General features: G+C 52.0%; 17 protein-coding genes, 4 pseudogenes and 2 other annotated features. Of the genes and pseudogenes, 10 read left to right on the forward strand and 11 right to left on the reverse strand.

All coding sequences use genetic code 11. The features are described from left to right. Nucleotides 1-158: 158 nt before the first annotated feature. From QUF14_RS12640 to dacD, 7 genes and pseudogenes are all read right to left on the reverse strand, one after another. A pseudogene (locus QUF14_RS12640) lies at nt 159-674 on the reverse strand (FUSC family protein); the annotation flags it as partial. A gap of 97 nt (nt 675-771) precedes the next feature. After that, entirely contained in the window at nt 772-1,752 is a 981-nt protein-coding gene (locus QUF14_RS12645) for an IS110-like element IS621 family transposase (RefSeq protein ID WP_000399629.1), read from the reverse strand. Between the two features lie 193 nt (nt 1,753-1,945). Continuing rightward, a pseudogene (locus tag QUF14_RS12650) lies at nt 1,946-2,497 on the reverse strand (FUSC family protein); the annotation flags it as partial. A gap of 198 nt (nt 2,498-2,695) precedes the next feature. Next, nucleotides 2,696-3,169: a DNA gyrase inhibitor SbmC gene (sbmC, locus tag QUF14_RS12655; protein WP_001105391.1), complete on the reverse strand. Its 474-nt coding sequence runs from the start codon at nt 3,167-3,169 to the stop codon at nt 2,696-2,698. A 118-nt stretch (nt 3,170-3,287) separates the two neighbouring features. Continuing rightward, a pseudogene (locus QUF14_RS29040) lies at nt 3,288-3,374 on the reverse strand (hypothetical protein); the annotation flags it as partial. Nucleotides 3,375-3,417: 43 nt separating this feature from the next. Next, a protein-coding gene (locus QUF14_RS12660; RefSeq protein WP_371829233.1) for an IS3 family transposase occupies nt 3,418-4,631 on the reverse strand; the annotation gives its coding sequence in 2 pieces (ribosomal slippage) (nt 3,418-4,343 and nt 4,343-4,631; 1,215 coding nt in all). Then, nucleotides 4,234-4,350 (reverse strand) — a sequence feature (AL1L pseudoknot). (Overlaps the previous gene by 117 nt.) A 44-nt stretch (nt 4,632-4,675) precedes the next feature. Beyond that, nucleotides 4,676-5,767, reverse strand: a pseudogene (gene dacD / locus QUF14_RS12665) (serine-type D-Ala-D-Ala carboxypeptidase DacD); the annotation flags it as partial. A gap of 208 nt (nt 5,768-5,975) precedes the next feature. On the opposite strand from dacD, the gene sbcB reads away from it, so the two are divergent. Continuing rightward, a complete protein-coding gene (gene sbcB / locus QUF14_RS12670) occupies nt 5,976-7,403 on the forward strand; it encodes an exodeoxyribonuclease I (protein ID WP_100734034.1) in 1,428 nt (475 codons plus the stop codon). A gap of 74 nt (nt 7,404-7,477) precedes the next feature. Here the strand turns inward: sbcB and plaP are convergent, their stop codons facing one another. From plaP to QUF14_RS12690, 4 genes are all read right to left on the reverse strand, one after another. Continuing rightward, the gene (plaP, locus tag QUF14_RS12675) at nt 7,478-8,836 is read right to left on the reverse strand and encodes a putrescine/proton symporter PlaP (RefSeq protein WP_000019197.1); all 1,359 of its coding nucleotides are present in this window, start codon (nt 8,834-8,836) and stop codon (nt 7,478-7,480) included. Beyond that, complete coding sequence (gene yoeI / locus QUF14_RS12680; protein WP_010723108.1) at nt 8,826-8,888, reverse strand: membrane protein YoeI; 63 nt, start codon at nt 8,886-8,888, stop codon at nt 8,826-8,828. The genes plaP and yoeI overlap by 11 nt, the downstream gene beginning before the upstream one ends. 214 nt (nt 8,889-9,102) lie before the next feature. Next, nucleotides 9,103-10,032 (reverse strand): LysR substrate-binding domain-containing protein, encoded by a 930-nt coding sequence (locus tag QUF14_RS12685; RefSeq protein WP_100734035.1) that lies wholly within the window; start codon nt 10,030-10,032, stop codon nt 9,103-9,105. 45 nt (nt 10,033-10,077) lie between these two features. After that, the gene (locus QUF14_RS12690; RefSeq protein ID WP_000754726.1) at nt 10,078-10,902 is read right to left on the reverse strand and encodes an SDR family oxidoreductase; all 825 of its coding nucleotides are present in this window, start codon (nt 10,900-10,902) and stop codon (nt 10,078-10,080) included. A 426-nt stretch (nt 10,903-11,328) separates the two neighbouring features. On the opposite strand from QUF14_RS12690, the gene hisL reads away from it, so the two are divergent. The 9 genes from hisL (at nt 11,329) to hisIE (ending at nt 18,558) form a co-directional block, all read left to right on the forward strand. After that, a complete protein-coding gene (hisL, locus tag QUF14_RS12695) occupies nt 11,329-11,379 on the forward strand; it encodes a his operon leader peptide (protein WP_001364200.1) in 51 nt (16 codons plus the stop codon). Then, nucleotides 11,355-11,478, forward strand: a sequence feature (His leader region). Its footprint overlaps the gene before it by 25 nt. Before the next feature lie 46 nt (nt 11,479-11,524). Then, a complete protein-coding gene (gene hisG / locus QUF14_RS12700; RefSeq protein WP_000131779.1) occupies nt 11,525-12,424 on the forward strand; it encodes an ATP phosphoribosyltransferase in 900 nt (299 codons plus the stop codon). 5 nt (nt 12,425-12,429) lie between these two features. Then, on the forward strand, nt 12,430-13,734 hold the full coding sequence (hisD, locus tag QUF14_RS12705; RefSeq protein WP_024212123.1) for a histidinol dehydrogenase: 1,305 nt from the start codon (nt 12,430-12,432) through the stop codon (nt 13,732-13,734). After that, on the forward strand, nt 13,731-14,801 hold the full coding sequence (hisC, locus tag QUF14_RS12710; protein WP_000108983.1) for a histidinol-phosphate transaminase: 1,071 nt from the start codon (nt 13,731-13,733) through the stop codon (nt 14,799-14,801). The genes hisD and hisC overlap by 4 nt, the downstream gene beginning before the upstream one ends. Then, nucleotides 14,801-15,868 (forward strand): bifunctional histidinol-phosphatase/imidazoleglycerol-phosphate dehydratase HisB, encoded by a 1,068-nt coding sequence (hisB, locus tag QUF14_RS12715; protein ID WP_100734036.1) that lies wholly within the window; start codon nt 14,801-14,803, stop codon nt 15,866-15,868. The genes hisC and hisB overlap by 1 nt, the downstream gene beginning before the upstream one ends. Next, entirely contained in the window at nt 15,868-16,458 is a 591-nt protein-coding gene (gene hisH, locus QUF14_RS12720; protein WP_100734037.1) for an imidazole glycerol phosphate synthase subunit HisH, read from the forward strand. Before hisB ends, hisH begins: the two co-directional genes overlap by 1 nt. Further along, nucleotides 16,458-17,195 (forward strand): 1-(5-phosphoribosyl)-5-[(5-phosphoribosylamino)methylideneamino]imidazole-4-carboxamide isomerase, encoded by a 738-nt coding sequence (gene hisA, locus QUF14_RS12725; RefSeq protein WP_100734038.1) that lies wholly within the window; start codon nt 16,458-16,460, stop codon nt 17,193-17,195. The genes hisH and hisA overlap by 1 nt, the downstream gene beginning before the upstream one ends. After that, nucleotides 17,177-17,953: an imidazole glycerol phosphate synthase subunit HisF gene (gene hisF / locus QUF14_RS12730; protein WP_000880156.1), complete on the forward strand. Its 777-nt coding sequence runs from the start codon at nt 17,177-17,179 to the stop codon at nt 17,951-17,953. The genes hisA and hisF overlap by 19 nt, the downstream gene beginning before the upstream one ends. Next, on the forward strand, nt 17,947-18,558 hold the full coding sequence (hisIE, locus tag QUF14_RS12735; RefSeq protein ID WP_000954828.1) for a bifunctional phosphoribosyl-AMP cyclohydrolase/phosphoribosyl-ATP diphosphatase HisIE: 612 nt from the start codon (nt 17,947-17,949) through the stop codon (nt 18,556-18,558). The genes hisF and hisIE overlap by 7 nt, the downstream gene beginning before the upstream one ends. Nucleotides 18,559-18,637 lie beyond the last annotated feature (79 nt).

Raw genomic sequence — 18,637 nt, forward strand, 5'->3', positions numbered from 1 at the left:
ATAATGTGAGAGTCGGATTCGTTTAAGCAACCGCTATTCGTTAGGGCCAACATTACTCATAGCTGCCGCAGATGACAATGCTTTTATCCCTTTTCACTATCATACCCTTTATCCTTGCTGAATCGAAGCAGCAGCAAGATGATTCTGAAGTTCAGGAATTATTTGCGCAAGGCCCGGCAAATCAGATTCGATAGCAACTCAAGCTGATGTGCCGTTTCCATGTTCAGCCACACATAGCCATAAATTGGTGTTTCCACGACCTTCAGGTCATGGTGGTTGTCAAGCAACTGACGCAGCTCTTCCACAGCATCGTTCAATTTTTCCGTATTGGCAAAAACCGGCTGCGGATTACCTTCGTACAGCGCATGAACAAGGCTCAGCAGTATTTGCTGCATCATGTGCTGGGTATCACGAAGTTTTTGCGCGTTCAATAACACGAAATGGCTGGGGCGCGTGGCCCAGTATGCATTGATTTGCAACTCCAGCATACAAACCAGATTGCGATTAATGGTCTGGATACCTTCATATATCGATTTTGGAATACGGGTTTCTTTGCTGGCGGGCGCAATCAGCCCACGCATTTTCACGGCATCGGTCAGGAGTTTTTGTAGATGGCTTTCCAGACGCGGGCGTTCGAGTAAGTTCGGTGAGAATGCAGATTGATAGATACTGTTATGGCCTGCAAGTTTTTTTCTACCCTGGTTTCCCAGATTGCAGGCATGCCAGACACAGCGCCGTCAGGCGCTGTTTTTTTCATCCCTTCCGCGATTTTTACGCAGCTACCGGATTATGCCGTGACGCATCGAACGGTACGCCTGACTTCAGCACTCCATACGCCACCTGTGCCAGCTTGCGCATCATCGCGCCGAGAATCACTTTTCCTTTCTTGCCATTAGCCGCCAGACGGTCGCGGAACGCCCGTCCCCACTCAGTCTTACTGGTGGCTACCATTGCAGGCATATACAACGCCCTGCGAAGCGACACATGTCCGGCTTTACTCAACCGGCTTGCCCCTCTCACACTACTGCCTGATTCATAACGCCGTGGTGTCAGACCCGCAAAAGCGGCGAACTGTCTGGCATGGGCGAAGCGGTCCTTCAGACCGATATAAGCCAGTAATACCGCAGATGTTTTCTCTCCGATACCCGGGATACTTTCCAGCAGTTTCCTGCGGTGTTTCATATCCGGATCATCGTCTGTCAGGTCTTTTATCTGCTTCTCAAGACGCTTCAGCTCTGCTTCAAGCCACAGAAGGTGAGCATCAATGCTCGGTCTCTGGACTTCCCGCGCCGTTTCAGTGCGGTTCAGTTCCTGCGTGTGCATATCTGTCAGCGCCTGGTGGCGTACTACCAGGGCACGCAACGCGCGTTCAAGCGGGTGAGGCGCTTCCCAGGCTGCAGGGCGCTTCTGACGACAGAACTCTGCCAGCATGCGCGCATCCACGGTATCAGTCTTGTTACGCAGTCCTTCACTCTGAGCGAAAGCTTTACCCAACGCAGGATTAATGACTGACACTATGTAGCCTGCATCGTAAAGGCACTCTGCGACAGGTTCCATATAGGTGCCGGTCGCTTCGATGCAGATATGCGCATGGTCAATCTTGTGACCCTTCAGCCAGCTCACCAGCTCATCGTGCCCTTTAGTGGTGTTAGCGAATTTTTTGGTGCGATGACGACCATCAGGACGCAACACATCGACATCCAGTTTCTCTTTAGCGGTGTCGATACCGATATAATGAAGTTCATGTTCCATCGTGAAACCAACCTTGCAAATACGGATTACCGGGAAAACCGGTCCATGATACTGTCCGGTTTATCACTTTGGGAGAAAGGCAGTCCGCTGCATAAATCTACGCAACAGGTTGAAAACCTAAGGCCCGATACGGCATGCGGACTGCAGGCAGAGAAAACTGGCCGATTTTCTCTGCACAGGAGGGATAATACAAGACCCGATTATACTCGGTCAGACTTTTTGCCAGTTGAATGCGCCAGTGGATGAACGCCCGTTGTGGCCAGATGCCGGTAAACAACATTGCCAGTAAAGAGCCGAGGATCACATCGCCGCTTCGCCATAACGCCGTATCAATTTCACCTGTCGGGGAACCAACAACAATTGCCAGAGTCACCCCAATCAATAAACCTTGATACGGTTTCTTGCCCAGCGCCAGCCAACCACAAAGAAACATAGCCGCCGCGCACCAGACTAACATCAGCGGTAACGAGATTAACTCCAGTTGCAGAGCGATAAGACCTAAAATCGACCCCAACACCGTACCGCCAATACGTTCGAATGCGCGAGGGACAACGTTACCCCAGAACGAGATTGGCCCCATAATCACCACCATGGTGACCAGCGGCCAGGTGCTTTCCGGGATAGTAAACAGGCGGATAATGAGAAAAGTGAGCAGGAATGCCAGCGCGACCCGAGTACCATGCACAATGCGGTAATGGCGGTATACCCGGATTTCAAACGGGCTTAATGACTTATCGGCACGCACGCAGAAACTCCGTTAATGAAGATTAAAAGCGCTCATAACACATCTGTCGGCCAGAAGACGCGCCCCTGAATTATCCGACGGACATACCGGGAACAGTGTAATTTCCCGGCAGGAGCGAAAAATTTGAAAGGCGCATCTTACTCTTTTCGCTTTCAAAAAAAGAGTGGTCTTCGCGTCAACACACCGCCCTGAGATGAATTAGTGATGTTTTGGCTGCACCGCAACATACATTTCGATATCCCAGTACCCCTCTTCCGCGCCATTGTTCAAGTAAACCTCGAAGCAGGGCTTTGGTAACATTTCATAAGCACTGTCCTGCAAGAGGCTATTAAAGAATTGATACCAGGGTTTAGCAAAATCATCATCGACTACACGCGCCACCGCCACCGCATACTGACCACCTGAAATTTCTGTCAGAATGACGCCCTCACTGTTTTCAGGGAGCGTAAAGTTATTCGGCACCGTCACGACGGTGTCGCAGCGTAATTTTTCGGCGGGTGTTTCATCTGGATTGTCGTAATAGACAGCAACCCACTCCTTCGGCACAATATTTTTGCTATCTACCCACATCATCAACTGCTCAAAGCCTTTCTTTACCGTCTGTTCCCACGGGCCAACGAGATGGAAACCTGCAACGGTACGTTTATCTTCCTGCTTAATCTCGTAGTTCATGACGCCTCCATTAATACTGTTTTTATATACAGTATAGTTGCAATATTAAAACCACAAGGAATGAGTGTTGATTATGCGAGCAGACTCGCACTCCTGCCAGTCTGCTGCAAAAGAAAGGTCAGGCCTTATGGTGGAAATAATCACTCAGGCGGGAAAACATGCTGCCTTCCCCGACAGATTCCAGGGTAACCAGCGGCCAGTGCGCCTGAACCGCCCCGGGTTTCCTGGAGAGTGTTTTATCTGTGAACTCAGGCTGCCAGATCATTGTTTCCGATGGAAGCATAATAAGCTTTTTCTGCTTCTGCCGGAGGAGTATGGCCCAGCCTTCCCAGCAATCGTCGATTGTTATACCAGTCCACCCACGTTAGTGTGGCCAGTTCCACTTCTGCACGGTTTTTCCAGCTCTTACGGTGTATTACCTCCGCTTTGTAAAGACCATTGATGCTCTCAGCCATCGCGTTGTCATACGAGTCGCCTGTACTCCCTGTTGATGCCAGTAATCCGGCTTCTTTTAGTCGCTCCGTATAGGCCAGTGACACATACTGAGAGCCTTTATCGCTGTGATGGATGGTGCCAGACGGACGACGGGCCCACAACGCCTGCTCCAGCGCATCCAGCACGAATGTCGTTTCCATAGACGATGAGACCCGCCACCCCACGATGTATCCGGCAAACACATCAATGATAAACGCCACATAGACGAAGCCCTGCCATGTGCTGACGTAAGTAAAATCAGCCACCCACAGCTGGTCAGGACGTTCTGCCACGAACTGACGGTTTACGCGGTCACCTGTGGCAACGGTTTTCCGGCTGACGGTAGTGCGGACCTTTTTACCCCGGAGAACACCGGCAAGTCCCATAACCGCCATGAGGCGCGCCACTGTACATCTGGCCACCCTGATTCCTTCCCGTAACAACTGACGCCAGACTTTACGCACACCGTACACCTGATGATTTTCATCGTATACGCGCTGTATCTCTCTCTTCAGCCAGTCATCGTGCTGCGCACGGGCACTGCGTTTATCCGGATGATGTCGCTGTTGCTGACAATGGTAATACGTTGACGGGGCAATATGCAGTTCGCTGCATACCGGTCCGACCCCGTACTGCTCACGCAGCTTATCCAGCAGTGGCATCATTTTTTCCAGAGGCGGTCGAACTCCGCCTTCGCAAAATAAGCGGAAGCCTGGCGAAGGATATCGTTACTGCGGCGCAGTTCACGATTTTCACGTTCCAGCTCTTTCAGACGCTGACGTTCAGCGCTGGTGAGCCCACCATCACCGCCCCCGGTATCCCGCTCATGCTGGCGAACCCAGACACGCAGAGTCTCCGGCGTACAGCCAATCTTTGGGGCAATGGAACAAATTGCCGCCCACTGTGAGTCATATTCATCCTGACTTTCCAGAACCATACGAATCGCCCGCTGACGGACTTCGGGGGAAAAACGAGTATTTTTAGTCATCCTGTTTACCTCTTTCTCAGGGAGTTTAGTCTCCAGGATTTCCGGGGCGGTTCAGCCACCTGTTTATCACGGTCGTAAAGTTCAATTTCCCCTACCCGCTGATGGGCGCTAATTGGCGCAGTGAGTTCTTTACCATCAAGGGTATATTTGGCTTTGATATGTGGAATTTCGGCTTTCGGTAGCACCATCCAGAACTCTTGTTCCGTTCCCAGGGCGATATTTTCTTTATCACCATACCAGATGCGTTCCGTACCGACCTTTTTCCCACGGTGCAAAATTTGCACCGTAGTAAAGTTTTGTTGCCCCCAACGCAGTAATTTTCTTGCCTCGTCCTCACGACCTTTTGCGCTGTCAGCACCCATTACCACTGCAATGAGGCGACGCTGCCCGTCTACAGCCGAAGCAATGAGATTAAACCCGGCACCAGAAGTATGACCCGTTTTCAGGCCGTCAACATTCATGGTTTTATCCCACAATAACCCGTTACGGTTTTGCTGGGTAATACCGTTCCAGGTGAGGCTTTTCTCACTGTACATATGATAAAACTCGGGCTCGCCGTGGATGATAGCGCGAGAAAGCACAGCTAAATCATAAGCCGAGCTATGCTGGCCTGGTGCATCCAGACCATGCACTGTTTCAAAATGCGTATCCTTGAGATGCAGCTTCTCGGCATAGTTGTTCATCATTTCAACAAACTGCCGTTGCCCACCGGCAATATAGTCAGCCAGTGCAACACAAGCGTCATTTCCGGAATCCACAATTAAACCACGGCTTAAATCACGTACCGATACGCGATCGCCCTCTTTCAAAAACATCAGTGAAGAACCGACAAACACCGGATTATCTTTCGCCCACGCATCACGCCCCACGGTGACAATATCGTCTGGCGTAATGCGATGACTATCGATAGCGCGATCCACGACATAGCCCGTCATCAGCTTTGTCAGGCTGGCGGGATTGCGCTGTTGATGCTCATTACCCGCGGTGAGGATCTGTCCGGTGGTGTAATCCATCAGTACCCAGGACCCGGCATGAATCTCTGGAGGCTGAGGTGAAAAAGGAATGTTTTCCGCCGCAAAACCAGACGATAAGTTAAAAACGAACAAAGAAGCAGCAATAATAAGACGGCGTTTCAACAGCAAACCCTCAGGAGTTTCAAATAGCTGTTCTTTTTACGGAAATACTTATGAACTGGCTGGAATAAAGTGCAAGAAAATGTGACTACCCTCGCATTTTTATCTGACATGATCTGTTGCCACTCGCTGCCAAATTGTCGCGCTAAAGCTGATTAGCACGGTGATATTTGATACTCTGGCAGACAGCAGAAATAACGGATTTAACCTAATGATGAATGACGGTAAGCAACAATCTACCTTTTTGTTTCACGATTACGAAACCTTTGGAACGCACCCCGCGTTAGATCGCCCTGCACAGTTCGCAGCCATTCGCACTGATAACGAATTCAATGTCATCGGCGAACCCGAAGTCTTTTACTGCAAGCCCGCGGATGACTATTTACCCCAGCCTGGAGCAGTATTAATTACCGGTATTACCCCGCAGGAAGCACGGGCGAAAGGAGAAAACGAAGCCGCGTTTGCCGCCCGTATTCACTCGCTTTTTACCGTACCGAAGACCTGTATTCTGGGCTACAACAATGTGCGTTTCGACGACGAAGTCACACGCAACGTTTTTTATCGTAATTTCTACGATCCTTACGCCTGGAGCTGGCAGCATGATAACTCGCGCTGGGATTTACTGGATGTTATGCGTGCCTGTTATGCCCTGCGCCCGGAAGGAATAAACTGGCCTGAAAATGATGACGGTCTACCGAGCTTTCGCCTTGAGCATTTAACCAAAGCGAATGGTATTGAACATAGCAACGCCCACGATGCGATGGCTGATGTGTACGCCACTATTGCGATGGCAAAGCTGGTAAAAATGCGTCAGCCACGCCTGTTTGATTATCTCTTTACCCATCGCAATAAACACAAACTGATGGCGTTGATTGATGTTCCGCAGATGAAACCCCTGGTTCACGTTTCCGGAATGTTTGGGGCATGGCGTGGCAATACCAGCTGGGTAGCACCGCTGGCGTGGCATCCTGAAAATCGCAATGCCGTAATTATGGTGGATTTGGCAGGAGACATTTCGCCATTACTGGAACTGGATAGCGACACATTGCGCGAGCGTCTATATACCACAAAAGCCGATCTTGGCGATAACGCCGCCGTTCCGGTTAAACTGGTGCATATCAATAAATGTCCGGTGCTGGCCCAGGCGAATACGCTACGCCCGGAAGATGCCGACCGACTGGGAATTAATCGTCAGCATTGCCTCGATAACCTGAAAATTCTGCGTGAAAATCCGCAAGTGCGTGAAAAAGTGGTGGCGATATTCGCCGAAGCCGAACCGTTTACGCCTTCAGATAACGTGGATGCACAGCTTTATAATGGCTTTTTCAGTGACGCCGATCGTGCAGCAATGAAAATTGTGCTGGAAACCGAGCCGCGTAATTTACCGGCACTGGATATCACTTTTGTTGATAAACGGATTGAAAAGCTGTTGTTCAATTATCGGGCGCGCAACTTCCCGGGGACGCTGGATTATGCCGAGCAGCAACGCTGGCTGGAGCACCGCCGCCAGGTTTTCACGCCAGAGTTTTTGCAGGGCTATGCTGATGAATTGCAGATGCTGGCACAACAATATGCCGATGACAAAGAGAAAGTGGCGCTGTTAAAAGCGCTTTGGCAGTACGCGGAAGAGATCGTCTGAAACAAAAAAAACCGGAGCGATAAACTCCGGCTTTTTGAGATTTACCGGATGATTATGTCATCCGGCTTGTAAGATTATGCAACGTCTTCGTACTGCGGAACCGGGTTACGGAAGCTCTTGGTGACACAAGCCAGGTAAATCAGGCCGATTGCCGCCCAGATCAGACCCAGAACCATTGAGCTTTCTTCCAGGTTAACCCACAGCGCACCTACAGTCAGCGCACCACACATCGGTAGGAACAGATACTGGAAGTGATCTTTCAGCGTCTTGTTACGCTTCTCACGGATCCAGAACTGCGAGATAACCGACAGGTTAACGAAGGTGAACGCCACCAGCGCACCAAAGTTAATCAGCGCCGTTGCCATTACCAGGTCAAAGTTGATTGCCAGCAGGGCAATCGCGCCAACCAGGATGATATTCATCGCCGGAGTACGCCATTTCGGGTGTACATAACCGAAGAAGCTTTTCGGGAACACGCCGTCACGACCCATTACGTACATCAGACGCGCTACGCCTGCGTGCGCCGCCATACCGGACGCCAGTACGGTAATGGTGGAGAAGATCAGCGCGCCGACCTGGAACGCTTTACCCGCAACATACAGCATGATTTCTGGCTGTGACGCATCCGGATCTTTAAAGCGAGAGATATCCGGGAAGTACAGTTGCAGGAAGTAAGTTGCAAAGATGAAGATCATGCCGCCGATCAGCGCGGTCAGGAAAATTGCACGCGGGATCACGCGCTCTGCATCTTTGGTTTCTTCCGACAAGTTGCTGATGCCGTCAAAGCCGGTAAAGGAGAAGCACAGGATTGTCGCCCCGGTAATCATCGGGATAACATGCGCATCGCCAGACCAGAACGGACGAGTGCTCGCCAGCGTACCAGCGCCTTCACCTTCAAATACGCCGTAAACTACCATGCCCAGAATTACCGCGATCAGCACTACCTGCAACACCACGATGACGGTGTTGAAGTTCGCTACGGATTTCAGACTACGCAGGTTAAAGGCGGTCATAAAGGCCACCAGCGCCACCACAAACATCCACGATGGGATGGAAGGCACCAGAGCTTCAAAATAGATTTTCGCCAGCAGAATGTTGATCATCGGCGCGAACAGATAGTCGAGCAGAGAAGACCAACCCACCATAAAGCCGACGGTCGGGCTAATGGATTTCTGGGCGTAGGTGTATGCAGAGCCAGCAGAAGGATAGCGGCGAACCAGCTTCCCGTAGCTGAGAGCCGTAAACAGGATCGCAATCAATGCGAACGCATAGGCTGTCGGCACATGACCATCCGTGAGGCCTGAAACGATACCAAATGTATCAAACAGCGTCATCGGCTGCATATAGGCAAGACCCATCATTACAACCGGAACTAACGTAAGCGTTTTACGCAATTCCACGCGAGAGGTGTTTGGAGTAACGTTATGCGACATGGTCATTCTCCTTTACGGTAATAACCGTCGCGTAAGCAAAAAATTGCCCCATTTTTTTGGATTCCTCAGCGACAACAACTGTCGATTTTTAGTAAATATCTATCCGGTACGAAGCCCGGCCTCTTGGTATGAATGATTGGTTTGAAGCAAAAAATAACCGACGCTAATTAAACGTCGGTTTTTAGTCATTTTTTGACAGCGGCGCATTGTGCCTAAATGGGGGGGAAATGACAAGAGAATGAGAGGCTTGTCATAATAATTTTTCTTTAAATGGCTGATTTTCCGTCATCAGATTTTGCATAAACACCGGCGATCGCACTATTTGCTAAAATCTCGTCTCGCCACCAGGCGCTGGCAAGTCCTGCGGTCTGTTCGCTCCAGCCAATCCAGACAGGTTCAAAGAGAGTTTGGGCGACCACTTTCTTCTCGATTAACGCGCCACTATCGAGAAAACGTTGCGCCAGATAACGGGGTAAATAGCCGCAGCCGAGGCCGCTAATTTGCAGCTCCAGCTTGGTTTTAAAATCGAAAACGGTAATGGCTTCTTGTTCGTCGAGAAGTTGCGAGGCCGTAGAAGCGCCTGCCTGCGCAGTATCCCCTACCACAATCGCCCTATATCGCTTAATGATACGACGGTTTAACGGTTCTTCTTCCTGGGCTAACGGATGATGGGGCGCGACCGCAAAGACTTGTTCAAGATCGCCCAACCGTGAAAAACCAAACTCACTGGAAGATGGTGGCTCATGCATCGCACCAACAATAATATCCGCTCGTCCCTGAGTCAGGGCATCCCAGGAACCACCGAGCACGCCATTGATAAACTTCAGGCGCGTCACGCTATGATGTTGATAAAAAGCTTCAATGAGTGGCGCGAGAAGAGAAAAAGGGAAGGTGTCGTCCACGCCAATCACCAGCTCGTTTTCCCAGCCTTCATGCAGTTTTATCGCCTGCTTTTCCAGTTCTCGCACGGTATGCAGAACTTCCCGCCCCTTCTCTAATAACATTTTTCCGGTGCGGGTGAATTTAGCGCGGTGACCGCTACGATCAAGCAATTGAATGTTAAGGTCGCTTTCCAGCTTGTGAACGCTGTAACTCAGAGCGGACGGCGTCTTATAGAGTTTGGCCGACGCCGCCGCAAAACTGCCTTCTTTTTCTAAGGCATCGAGGATCATCAACACATCCAGCAGTGGTTTCATACACGCCCCCTTGCAGTGCATGCGGCGTCCTGCTGGCGTGATCGTTTACTCCAGCGGCATTACCAGCGGATCGGGATACTGGTATTCAAATCCCAGTTCATTACAAATCCGACTGCCATCAATAATCTTACCTTTGCCGCTGTCCAGACTATTTCTGAACTGCGGAGGTTCCAGTCCCAGTAAACGGGCCATCTGCGGATAGAAAACATTACGCGCAGGGTGAGCTGGCGCACATATATTATAGATGTGTCCGCCTTTAGGTGCCTGTAACAACAGGGTGATAGCGCCAATAACATCTTCTAAATGGACTAAATTGACACCATGTTCACCATCAGGCGCGGTTTTTCCGGCAAAAAAGCGACCAGGATGACGTTCCGGCCCGACCAGGCCCGCAAGACGCAGAATATCGACTGAAGTACCGGGTAAATTGTGCAGCCAGTCTTCAAGTTCTTTTAATACTCGTCCACTGTTGGTCACCGGATTACGCGGGGTGGTTTCTTTAACGGTGCCTTGTGCGTCGCCATAGACAGACGTTGAGCTGGTAAAAATAATGCGGGGAATATGATGAGCCAGCGCACTATCCACTAACTCTTGTACCGCTTGTAAATAGAACTCATCGCCGGGGCCGCTACGACGTGCCGGAAGCGTGATGACCAGCGCATCAGCATCCATCAGGGCATCCAGATCGTCAGAATCGCAAACTAACTCAGGTTCCATGCGAAGCAGATAACTATCAATGCCACTCATTCGGGCCGCTTCGACGCCATCTTGTGTGGTTTTACTCCCGGTGACTTGCCAGCCTCGCGCTGAAAGTGACATCGCCAGCGGCATGCCTAACCACCCTAACCCGACAATTGCGACCTTTTTCATCCGTTATCTCCTGATACACCTTAGATCTATAAGGCTACGCTAGCGTATCAAAACTGACAATTCATTCTATGAATGAAATCGAAACTGTTAGCAAATATACAATTGCCTGATGCGCTCCGCTTATCAGTCCTACAAAAACATCAATATATTGAATTTAGGCAACATTTGTAGACCAGATAAGGCATTCACGCCGCATCCGGCAGGAACCAAGCCCACTTTAGTTACAGAACACAATGTTCTTGAGGGTTTTAAAGACATATTTTCACGATTACTTTTTTAACGCAGCCACTCCTGGCCCTCTCCTTTCCCCGCTCATTCATTAAACAAATCCATCGCCATAAAATATATAAAAAAGCCCTTGCTTTCTAACGTGAAAGTGGTTTAGGTTAAAAGACATCAGTTGAATAAACATTCACAGAGACTTATATGACACGCGTTCAATTTAAACACCACCATCATCACCATCATCCTGACTAGTCTTTCAGGCGATGTGTGCTGGAAGACATTCAGATCTTCCAGTGGTGCATGAACGCATGAGAAAGCCCCCGGAAGATCACCTTCCGGGGGCTTTTTTATTGCGCGGTTGATAACGGTTCAGACAGGTTTAAAGAGGAATAAGAAAATGACAGACAACACTCGTTTACGCATAGCTATGCAGAAATCCGGCCGTTTAAGTGATGACTCACGCGAATTGCTGGCGCGCTGTGGCATTAAAATCAATCTTCACACCCAGCGCCTGATCGCGATGGCAGAAAACATGCCGATTGATATTCTGCGCGTACGTGACGACGACATTCCCGGTCTGGTAATGGACGGCGTGGTTGACCTTGGGATTATCGGCGAAAACGTGCTGGAAGAAGAGCTGCTTAACCGCCGCGCCCAGGGTGAAGATCCTCGCTACTTTACTCTGCGTCGTCTGGATTTCGGCGGCTGTCGCCTTTCGCTGGCAACGCCGGTTGATGAAGCCTGGGACGGCCCGCTCTCCTTAAACGGTAAACGTATCGCCACCTCTTATCCTCACCTGCTCAAGCGTTATCTCGATCAGAAAGGCATCTCTTTTAAATCCTGCTTACTGAACGGTTCTGTCGAAGTTGCGCCGCGCGCCGGACTGGCGGATGCGATTTGCGATCTGGTTTCCACCGGTGCCACGCTGGAAGCTAACGGCCTGCGCGAAGTCGAAGTTATCTACCGCTCGAAAGCCTGCCTGATCCAACGCGATGGCGAAATGGAAGAATCCAAACAGCAACTGATCGACAAACTGCTGACGCGTATTCAGGGCGTGATCCAGGCGCGCGAATCAAAATACATCATGATGCACGCACCAACCGACCGACTGGATGAAGTCATCGCCCTGCTGCCAGGTGCCGAACGCCCAACCATTCTACCGCTGGCGGGTGATCAACAGCGCGTAGCGATGCACATGGTCAGCAGCGAAACCCTGTTCTGGGAAACGATGGAAAAACTGAAAGCGCTGGGTGCCAGTTCAATCCTGGTCCTGCCGATTGAGAAGATGATGGAGTGATCGCCATGAGCTTTAACACAATCATTGACTGGAATAGCTGTACTGCGGAGCAACAACGCCAGCTGTTAATGCGCCCGGCGATCTCCGCCTCTGTAAGCATTACCCGCACTGTTAACGATATTCTCGATAACGTGAAAACGCGTGGCGATGAGGCCTTGCGGGAATACAGCGCGAAGTTTGATAAAACCACGGTTACCGCGCTGAAGGTATCTGCGGATGAGATCGCCGCTGCCAGCGAACGCCTGAGCGACGAGCTAAAACAGGCGATGGCGGTGGCAGTAAAGAATATTGAAACCTTCCACACTGCGCAAAAGCTGCCGCCGGTAGATGTTGAAACTCAGCCTGGCGTTCGTTGCCAGCAAGTCACGCGCCCGGTGGCTTCAGTGGGTTTGTATATTCCTGGCGGCTCCGCACCGCTCTTCTCAACGGTATTAATGCTGGCAACTCCGGCGCGTATAGCAGGCTGTAAAAAAGTAGTGTTGTGCTCACCGCCGCCGATTGCCGATGAAATTCTTTACGCGGCGCAGCTGTGCGGCGTGCAGGACGTGTTTAACGTCGGTGGCGCACAAGCCATTGCCGCACTGGCGTTTGGTACAGAATCCGTGCCGAAAGTGGACAAAATCTTCGGGCCTGGCAACGCCTTTGTCACCGAGGCAAAACGTCAGGTGAGCCAGCGTCTGGACGGTGCGGCGATCGATATGCCGGCAGGCCCGTCGGAAGTGCTGGTGATTGCTGACAACGGCGCTACGCCGGATTTCGTGGCTTCTGATTTGCTCTCTCAGGCTGAACACGGCCCGGATTCACAGGTGATTTTACTGACTCCTGATGCTGATATGGCGCGTCGCGTTGCCGAAGCCGTCGAACGCCAGCTGGCAGAACTGCCGCGAGCCGAAACCGCCCGTCAGGCACTGAGCGCCAGCCGCCTGATCGTAACCAACGATTTAGCGCAGTGCGTGGAGATCTCCAACCAGTACGGCCCGGAGCACCTGATCATTCAGACCCGCAACGCCCGCGAACTGGTCGATGGCATTACCAGCGCCGGTTCGGTATTTCTCGGTGACTGGTCACCGGAATCGGCAGGTGATTACGCCTCCGGCACCAACCACGTGCTGCCGACTTACGGTTACACCGCCACCTGTTCCAGCCTCGGGCTGGCAGATTTCCAGAAACGCATGACCGTACAGGAACTGTCGAAAGAAGGCTTTTCCACGCTGGCTTCGACCATTGAAACACTGGCCGCCGCCGAGCGCCTGACTGCCCACAAAAATGCCGTTACTTTGCGTGTTAACGCCCTTAAGGAGCAAGCATGAGCACCGTGACTATTACCGATTTAGCGCGTGAAAACGTCCGCAACCTGACGCCGTATCAGTCGGCGCGTCGTCTGGGCGGTAACGGCGACGTCTGGCTGAACGCCAACGAATATCCCACAGCCGTGGAGTTTCAGCTCACTCAGCAAACGCTCAACCGCTACCCGGAATGCCAGCCGAAAGCGGTGATTGAAAATTACGCGCAATATTCAGGCGTAAAACCGGAACAGGTGCTGGTCAGCCGTGGCGCGGACGAAGGTATTGAACTGCTGATCCGCGCTTTTTGCGAACCAGGTAAAGATGCCATCCTCTACTGCCCGCCAACGTACGGCATGTACAGCGTCAGCGCTGAAACCATTGGCGTCGAGTGCCGCACAGTGCCGACGCTGGACAACTGGCAACTGGACTTGCAGGGCATTTCCGACAAGCTGGACGGCGTAAAAGTGGTCTATGTTTGCAGCCCCAACAACCCGACCGGGCAACTGATCAATCCGCAGGATTTTCGCACTCTGCTGGAGCTAACCCGCGGAAAAGCCATTGTGGTTGCCGATGAAGCCTATATAGAGTTTTGCCCGCAGGCATCGCTGGCTGGCTGGCTGACGGAATATCCGCACCTGGCTATTTTGCGCACACTGTCGAAAGCTTTTGCTCTGGCAGGGCTTCGTTGCGGATTTACGCTGGCAAACGAAGACGTCATCAACCTGCTGATGAAAGTGATCGCCCCCTACCCGCTCTCGACGCCAGTTGCCGATATTGCAGCCCAGGCGTTAAGCCCGCAGGGAATCGTCGCCATGCGCGAACGAGTGGCGCAAATTATTGCTGAACGCGAATACCTGATTGCCGCACTGAAAGAGATCCCCTGCGTGGAGCAGGTTTTCGACTCTGAAACCAACTACATTCTGGCGCGCTTTAAAGCCTCCAGCGCAGTGTTTAAATCTTTGTGGGATCAGGGCATTATCTTACGTGATCAGAATAAACAACCCTCTTTAAGCGGCTGCCTGCGAATTACCGTCGGAACCCGTGAAGAAAGCCAGCGCGTCATTGACGCCTTACGTGCGGAGCAAGTTTGATGAGTCAGAAGTATCTTTTTATCGATCGCGATGGAACCCTGATTAGCGAACCGCCGAGTGATTTTCAGGTGGACCGTTTTGACAAACTCGCCTTTGAACCGGGCGTGATCCCGGAACTGCTGAGGCTGCAAAAAGCGGGCTACAAGCTGGTGATGATCACGAATCAGGATGGTCTGGGAACACAAAGTTTCCCGCAGGCGGATTTCGATGGCCCGCACAACCTGATGATGCAGATCTTCACCTCGCAAGGCGTGCAGTTTGATGAAGTGCTGATTTGCCCACACCTGCCCGCCGATGAGTGCGACTGCCGTAAGCCGAAAGTCAAACTGGTGGAGCGTTACCTGGCTGAGCAAGCGATGGACCGCGCCAACAGTTATGTGATTGGCGATCGCGCGACCGATATTCAACTGGCGGAAAACATGGGCATTAATGGTTTACGCTACGACCGCAAAACTCTGAACTGGCCAATGATTGGCGAGCAACTCACTAAACGAGACCGTTACGCCCATGTAGTGCGTAACACCAAAGAGACGCAAATTGACGTCCAGGTGTGGCTGGATCGCGAAGGTGGCAGCAAGATTAACACCGGCGTTGGCTTCTTTGATCACATGCTGGATCAGATCGCCACCCACGGCGGTTTCCGTATGGAAATCAACGTCAAAGGCGACCTCTATATCGACGATCACCACACTGTCGAAGATACCGGTCTGGCGCTGGGCGAAGCGTTAAAAATAGCTCTTGGCGACAAACGCGGTATTTGCCGCTTTGGTTTTGTACTGCCGATGGACGAATGCCTTGCCCGCTGCGCGCTGGATATCTCTGGTCGCCCGCACCTGGAATATAAAGCCGAGTTTACCTACCAGCGTGTGGGCGATCTCAGCACCGAAATGATCGAGCACTTCTTCCGTTCGCTCTCTTACACCATGGGCGTGACGTTGCACCTGAAAACCAAAGGTAAAAACGACCACCACCGTGTAGAGAGTCTGTTCAAAGCTTTTGGTCGCACCCTGCGCCAGGCTATCCGCGTGGAAGGCGACACCCTACCCTCGTCGAAAGGAGTGCTGTAATGAACGTGGTGATCCTTGATACCGGCTGCGCCAATTTGAACTCGGTGAAGTCTGCCATTGCGCGTCACGGTTATGAACCCAAAGTTAGCCGTGATCCGGACGTCGTGTTGCTGGCCGATAAACTGTTTTTACCCGGCGTTGGCACCGCGCAAGCGGCGATGAACCAGGTGCGTGAGCGCGAGTTGTTTGATCTCATCAAAGCCTGTACCCAACCGGTGCTGGGCATCTGCTTAGGGATGCAACTGCTGGGGCGGCGCAGCGAAGAGAGCAACGGTGTCGATTTGCTGGGCATCATCGACGAAGACGTGCCGAAAATGACCGACTTTGGTTTGCCGCTGCCGCATATGGGCTGGAATCGAGTTTACCCGCAGGCAGGCAACCGCCTGTTTCAGGGGATTGAAGACGGTGCGTACTTTTACTTTGTTCACAGCTACGCAATGCCGGTCAATCCGTGGACCATCGCCCAGTGTAACTACGGCGAACCGTTCACCGCGGCGGTACAAAAAGATAACTTCTATGGCGTGCAGTTCCACCCGGAGCGTTCTGGTGCCGCTGGCGCTAAGTTGCTAAAAAACTTCCTGGAGATGTGATGATTATTCCGGCATTAGATTTAATCGACGGCACCGTGGTGCGTCTCCATCAGGGCGATTACGGCAAACAGCGCGATTACGGTAACGACCCGCTGCCGCGCTTACAGGATTACGCCGCGCAGGGTGCCGAAGTACTGCACCTGGTGGATCTGACCGGGGCAAAAGATCCGGCTAAACGTCAAATCCCGCTGATTAAAACCCTGGTCGCGGGTGTTAACGTTCCAGTGCAGGTTGGCGGCGGCGTGCGTAGCGAAGAAGACGTGGCGGCGTTACTGGAAGCAGGCGTTGCGCGTGTGGTGGTTGGCTCCACCGCGGTGAAATCACCAGAAATGGTGAAAGGTTGGTTTGAACGCTTCGGTGCCGATGCCTTGGTGCTGGCGCTGGATGTCCGTATTGACGAGCAAGGCAACAAGCAGGTGGCATTCAGCGGCTGGCAAGAGAACTCGGGCGTTTCGCTGGAACAACTGGTGGAAACCTATCTGCCCGTCGGCCTGAAACATGTGCTGTGTACCGATATCTCGCGCGACGGCACGCTGGCAGGTTCTAACGTCTCTTTATATGAAGAAGTGTGCGCCAGATATCCGCAGGTGGCATTTCAGTCCTCCGGCGGCATTGGCGACATTAACGATGTTGCTGCCCTGCGTGGCACTGGCGTGCGCGGCGTAATAGTTGGTCGGGCATTACTGGAAGGTAAATTCACCGTGAAGGAGGCCATCGCATGCTGGCAAAACGCATAATTCCATGTCTCGACGTTCGTGATGGTCAGGTGGTGAAAGGCGTACAGTTTCGCAACCATGAAATCATTGGCGATATCGTGCCGCTGGCAAAACGCTACGCCGAAGAAGGCGCTGACGAACTGGTGTTCTACGATATCACAGCCTCCAGTGATGGACGCGTGGTAGATAAAAGCTGGGTATCCCGCGTGGCGGAAGTGATCGACATCCCGTTCTGCGTGGCGGGTGGGATTAAGTCGCTGGATGACGCCGCGAAAATTCTTTCCTTTGGTGCAGATAAAATCTCCATCAACTCTCCTGCGCTGGCGGACCCGACGTTAATTACTCGCCTGGCGGATCGCTTTGGCGTGCAGTGTATTGTGGTCGGTATTGATACCTGGTACGACGCCGAAACCGGTAAATATCATGTGAATCAATATACCGGCGATGAAAGCCGCACCCGCGTTACTCAGTGGGAAACACTCGACTGGGTACAGGAAGTGCAAAAACGCGGTGCCGGAGAAATCGTCCTCAACATGATGAATCAGGACGGCGTGCGTAACGGTTACGACCTGGAACAACTGAAAAAAGTGCGTGAAGTTTGCCACGTCCCGCTGATTGCTTCCGGAGGCGCGGGCACCATGGAACACTTCCTCGAAGCCTTCCGCGATGCCGACGTTGACGGCGCGCTGGCAGCTTCTGTATTCCACAAACAAATAATCAATATTGGTGAATTAAAAGCGTACCTGGCAACACAGGGCGTGGAGATCAGGATATGTTAACAGAACAACAATGTCGCGAACTGGACTGGGAAAAAACCGACGGACTGATGCCGGTGATTGTGCAACACGCGGTATCCGGCGAAGTGTTAATGCTGGGCTATATGAACCCGGAAGCCTTAGACAAAACCATCGAAAGCGGCAAAGTCACCTTCTTCTCGCGCACTAAACAGCGACTGTGGACCAAAGGTGAAACGTCCGGCAATTTCCTCAACGTAGTGAGTATTGCCCCGGACTGCGACAACGACACGTTACTGGTACTGGCGAATCCCATCGGCCCGACCTGCCACAAAGGCACCAGCAGCTGCTTCGGCGACACTGCTCACCAGTGGCTGTTCCTGTATCAACTGGAACAACTGCTCGCCGAGCGCAAATCTGCCGATCCGGAAACCTCCTACACCGCCAAACTGTACGCCAGCGGCACCAAACGTATTGCGCAGAAAGTGGGCGAAGAAGGCGTGGAAACCGCACTGGCCGCGACGGTACATGACCGCTTTGAGCTGACCAACGAGGCATCGGATTTGATGTATCACCTGCTGGTGCTGTTACAGGATCAGGATTTGGATTTAACGACGGTGATTGAGAACCTGCGTAAACGGCATCAGTGAGTTGCGGGGTTAGCGGATGCGATGTTGTTGTCGCATCCGGAGCCATAGCCCGATGCGCAAGCTTATCGGGCCTTGTATT

The sequence above is a fragment of the Escherichia sp. HH091_1A genome (genome assembly GCF_030295175.1).
GTDB classification, from domain to species: Bacteria; Pseudomonadota; Gammaproteobacteria; order Enterobacterales; family Enterobacteriaceae; genus Escherichia; species Escherichia coli_F.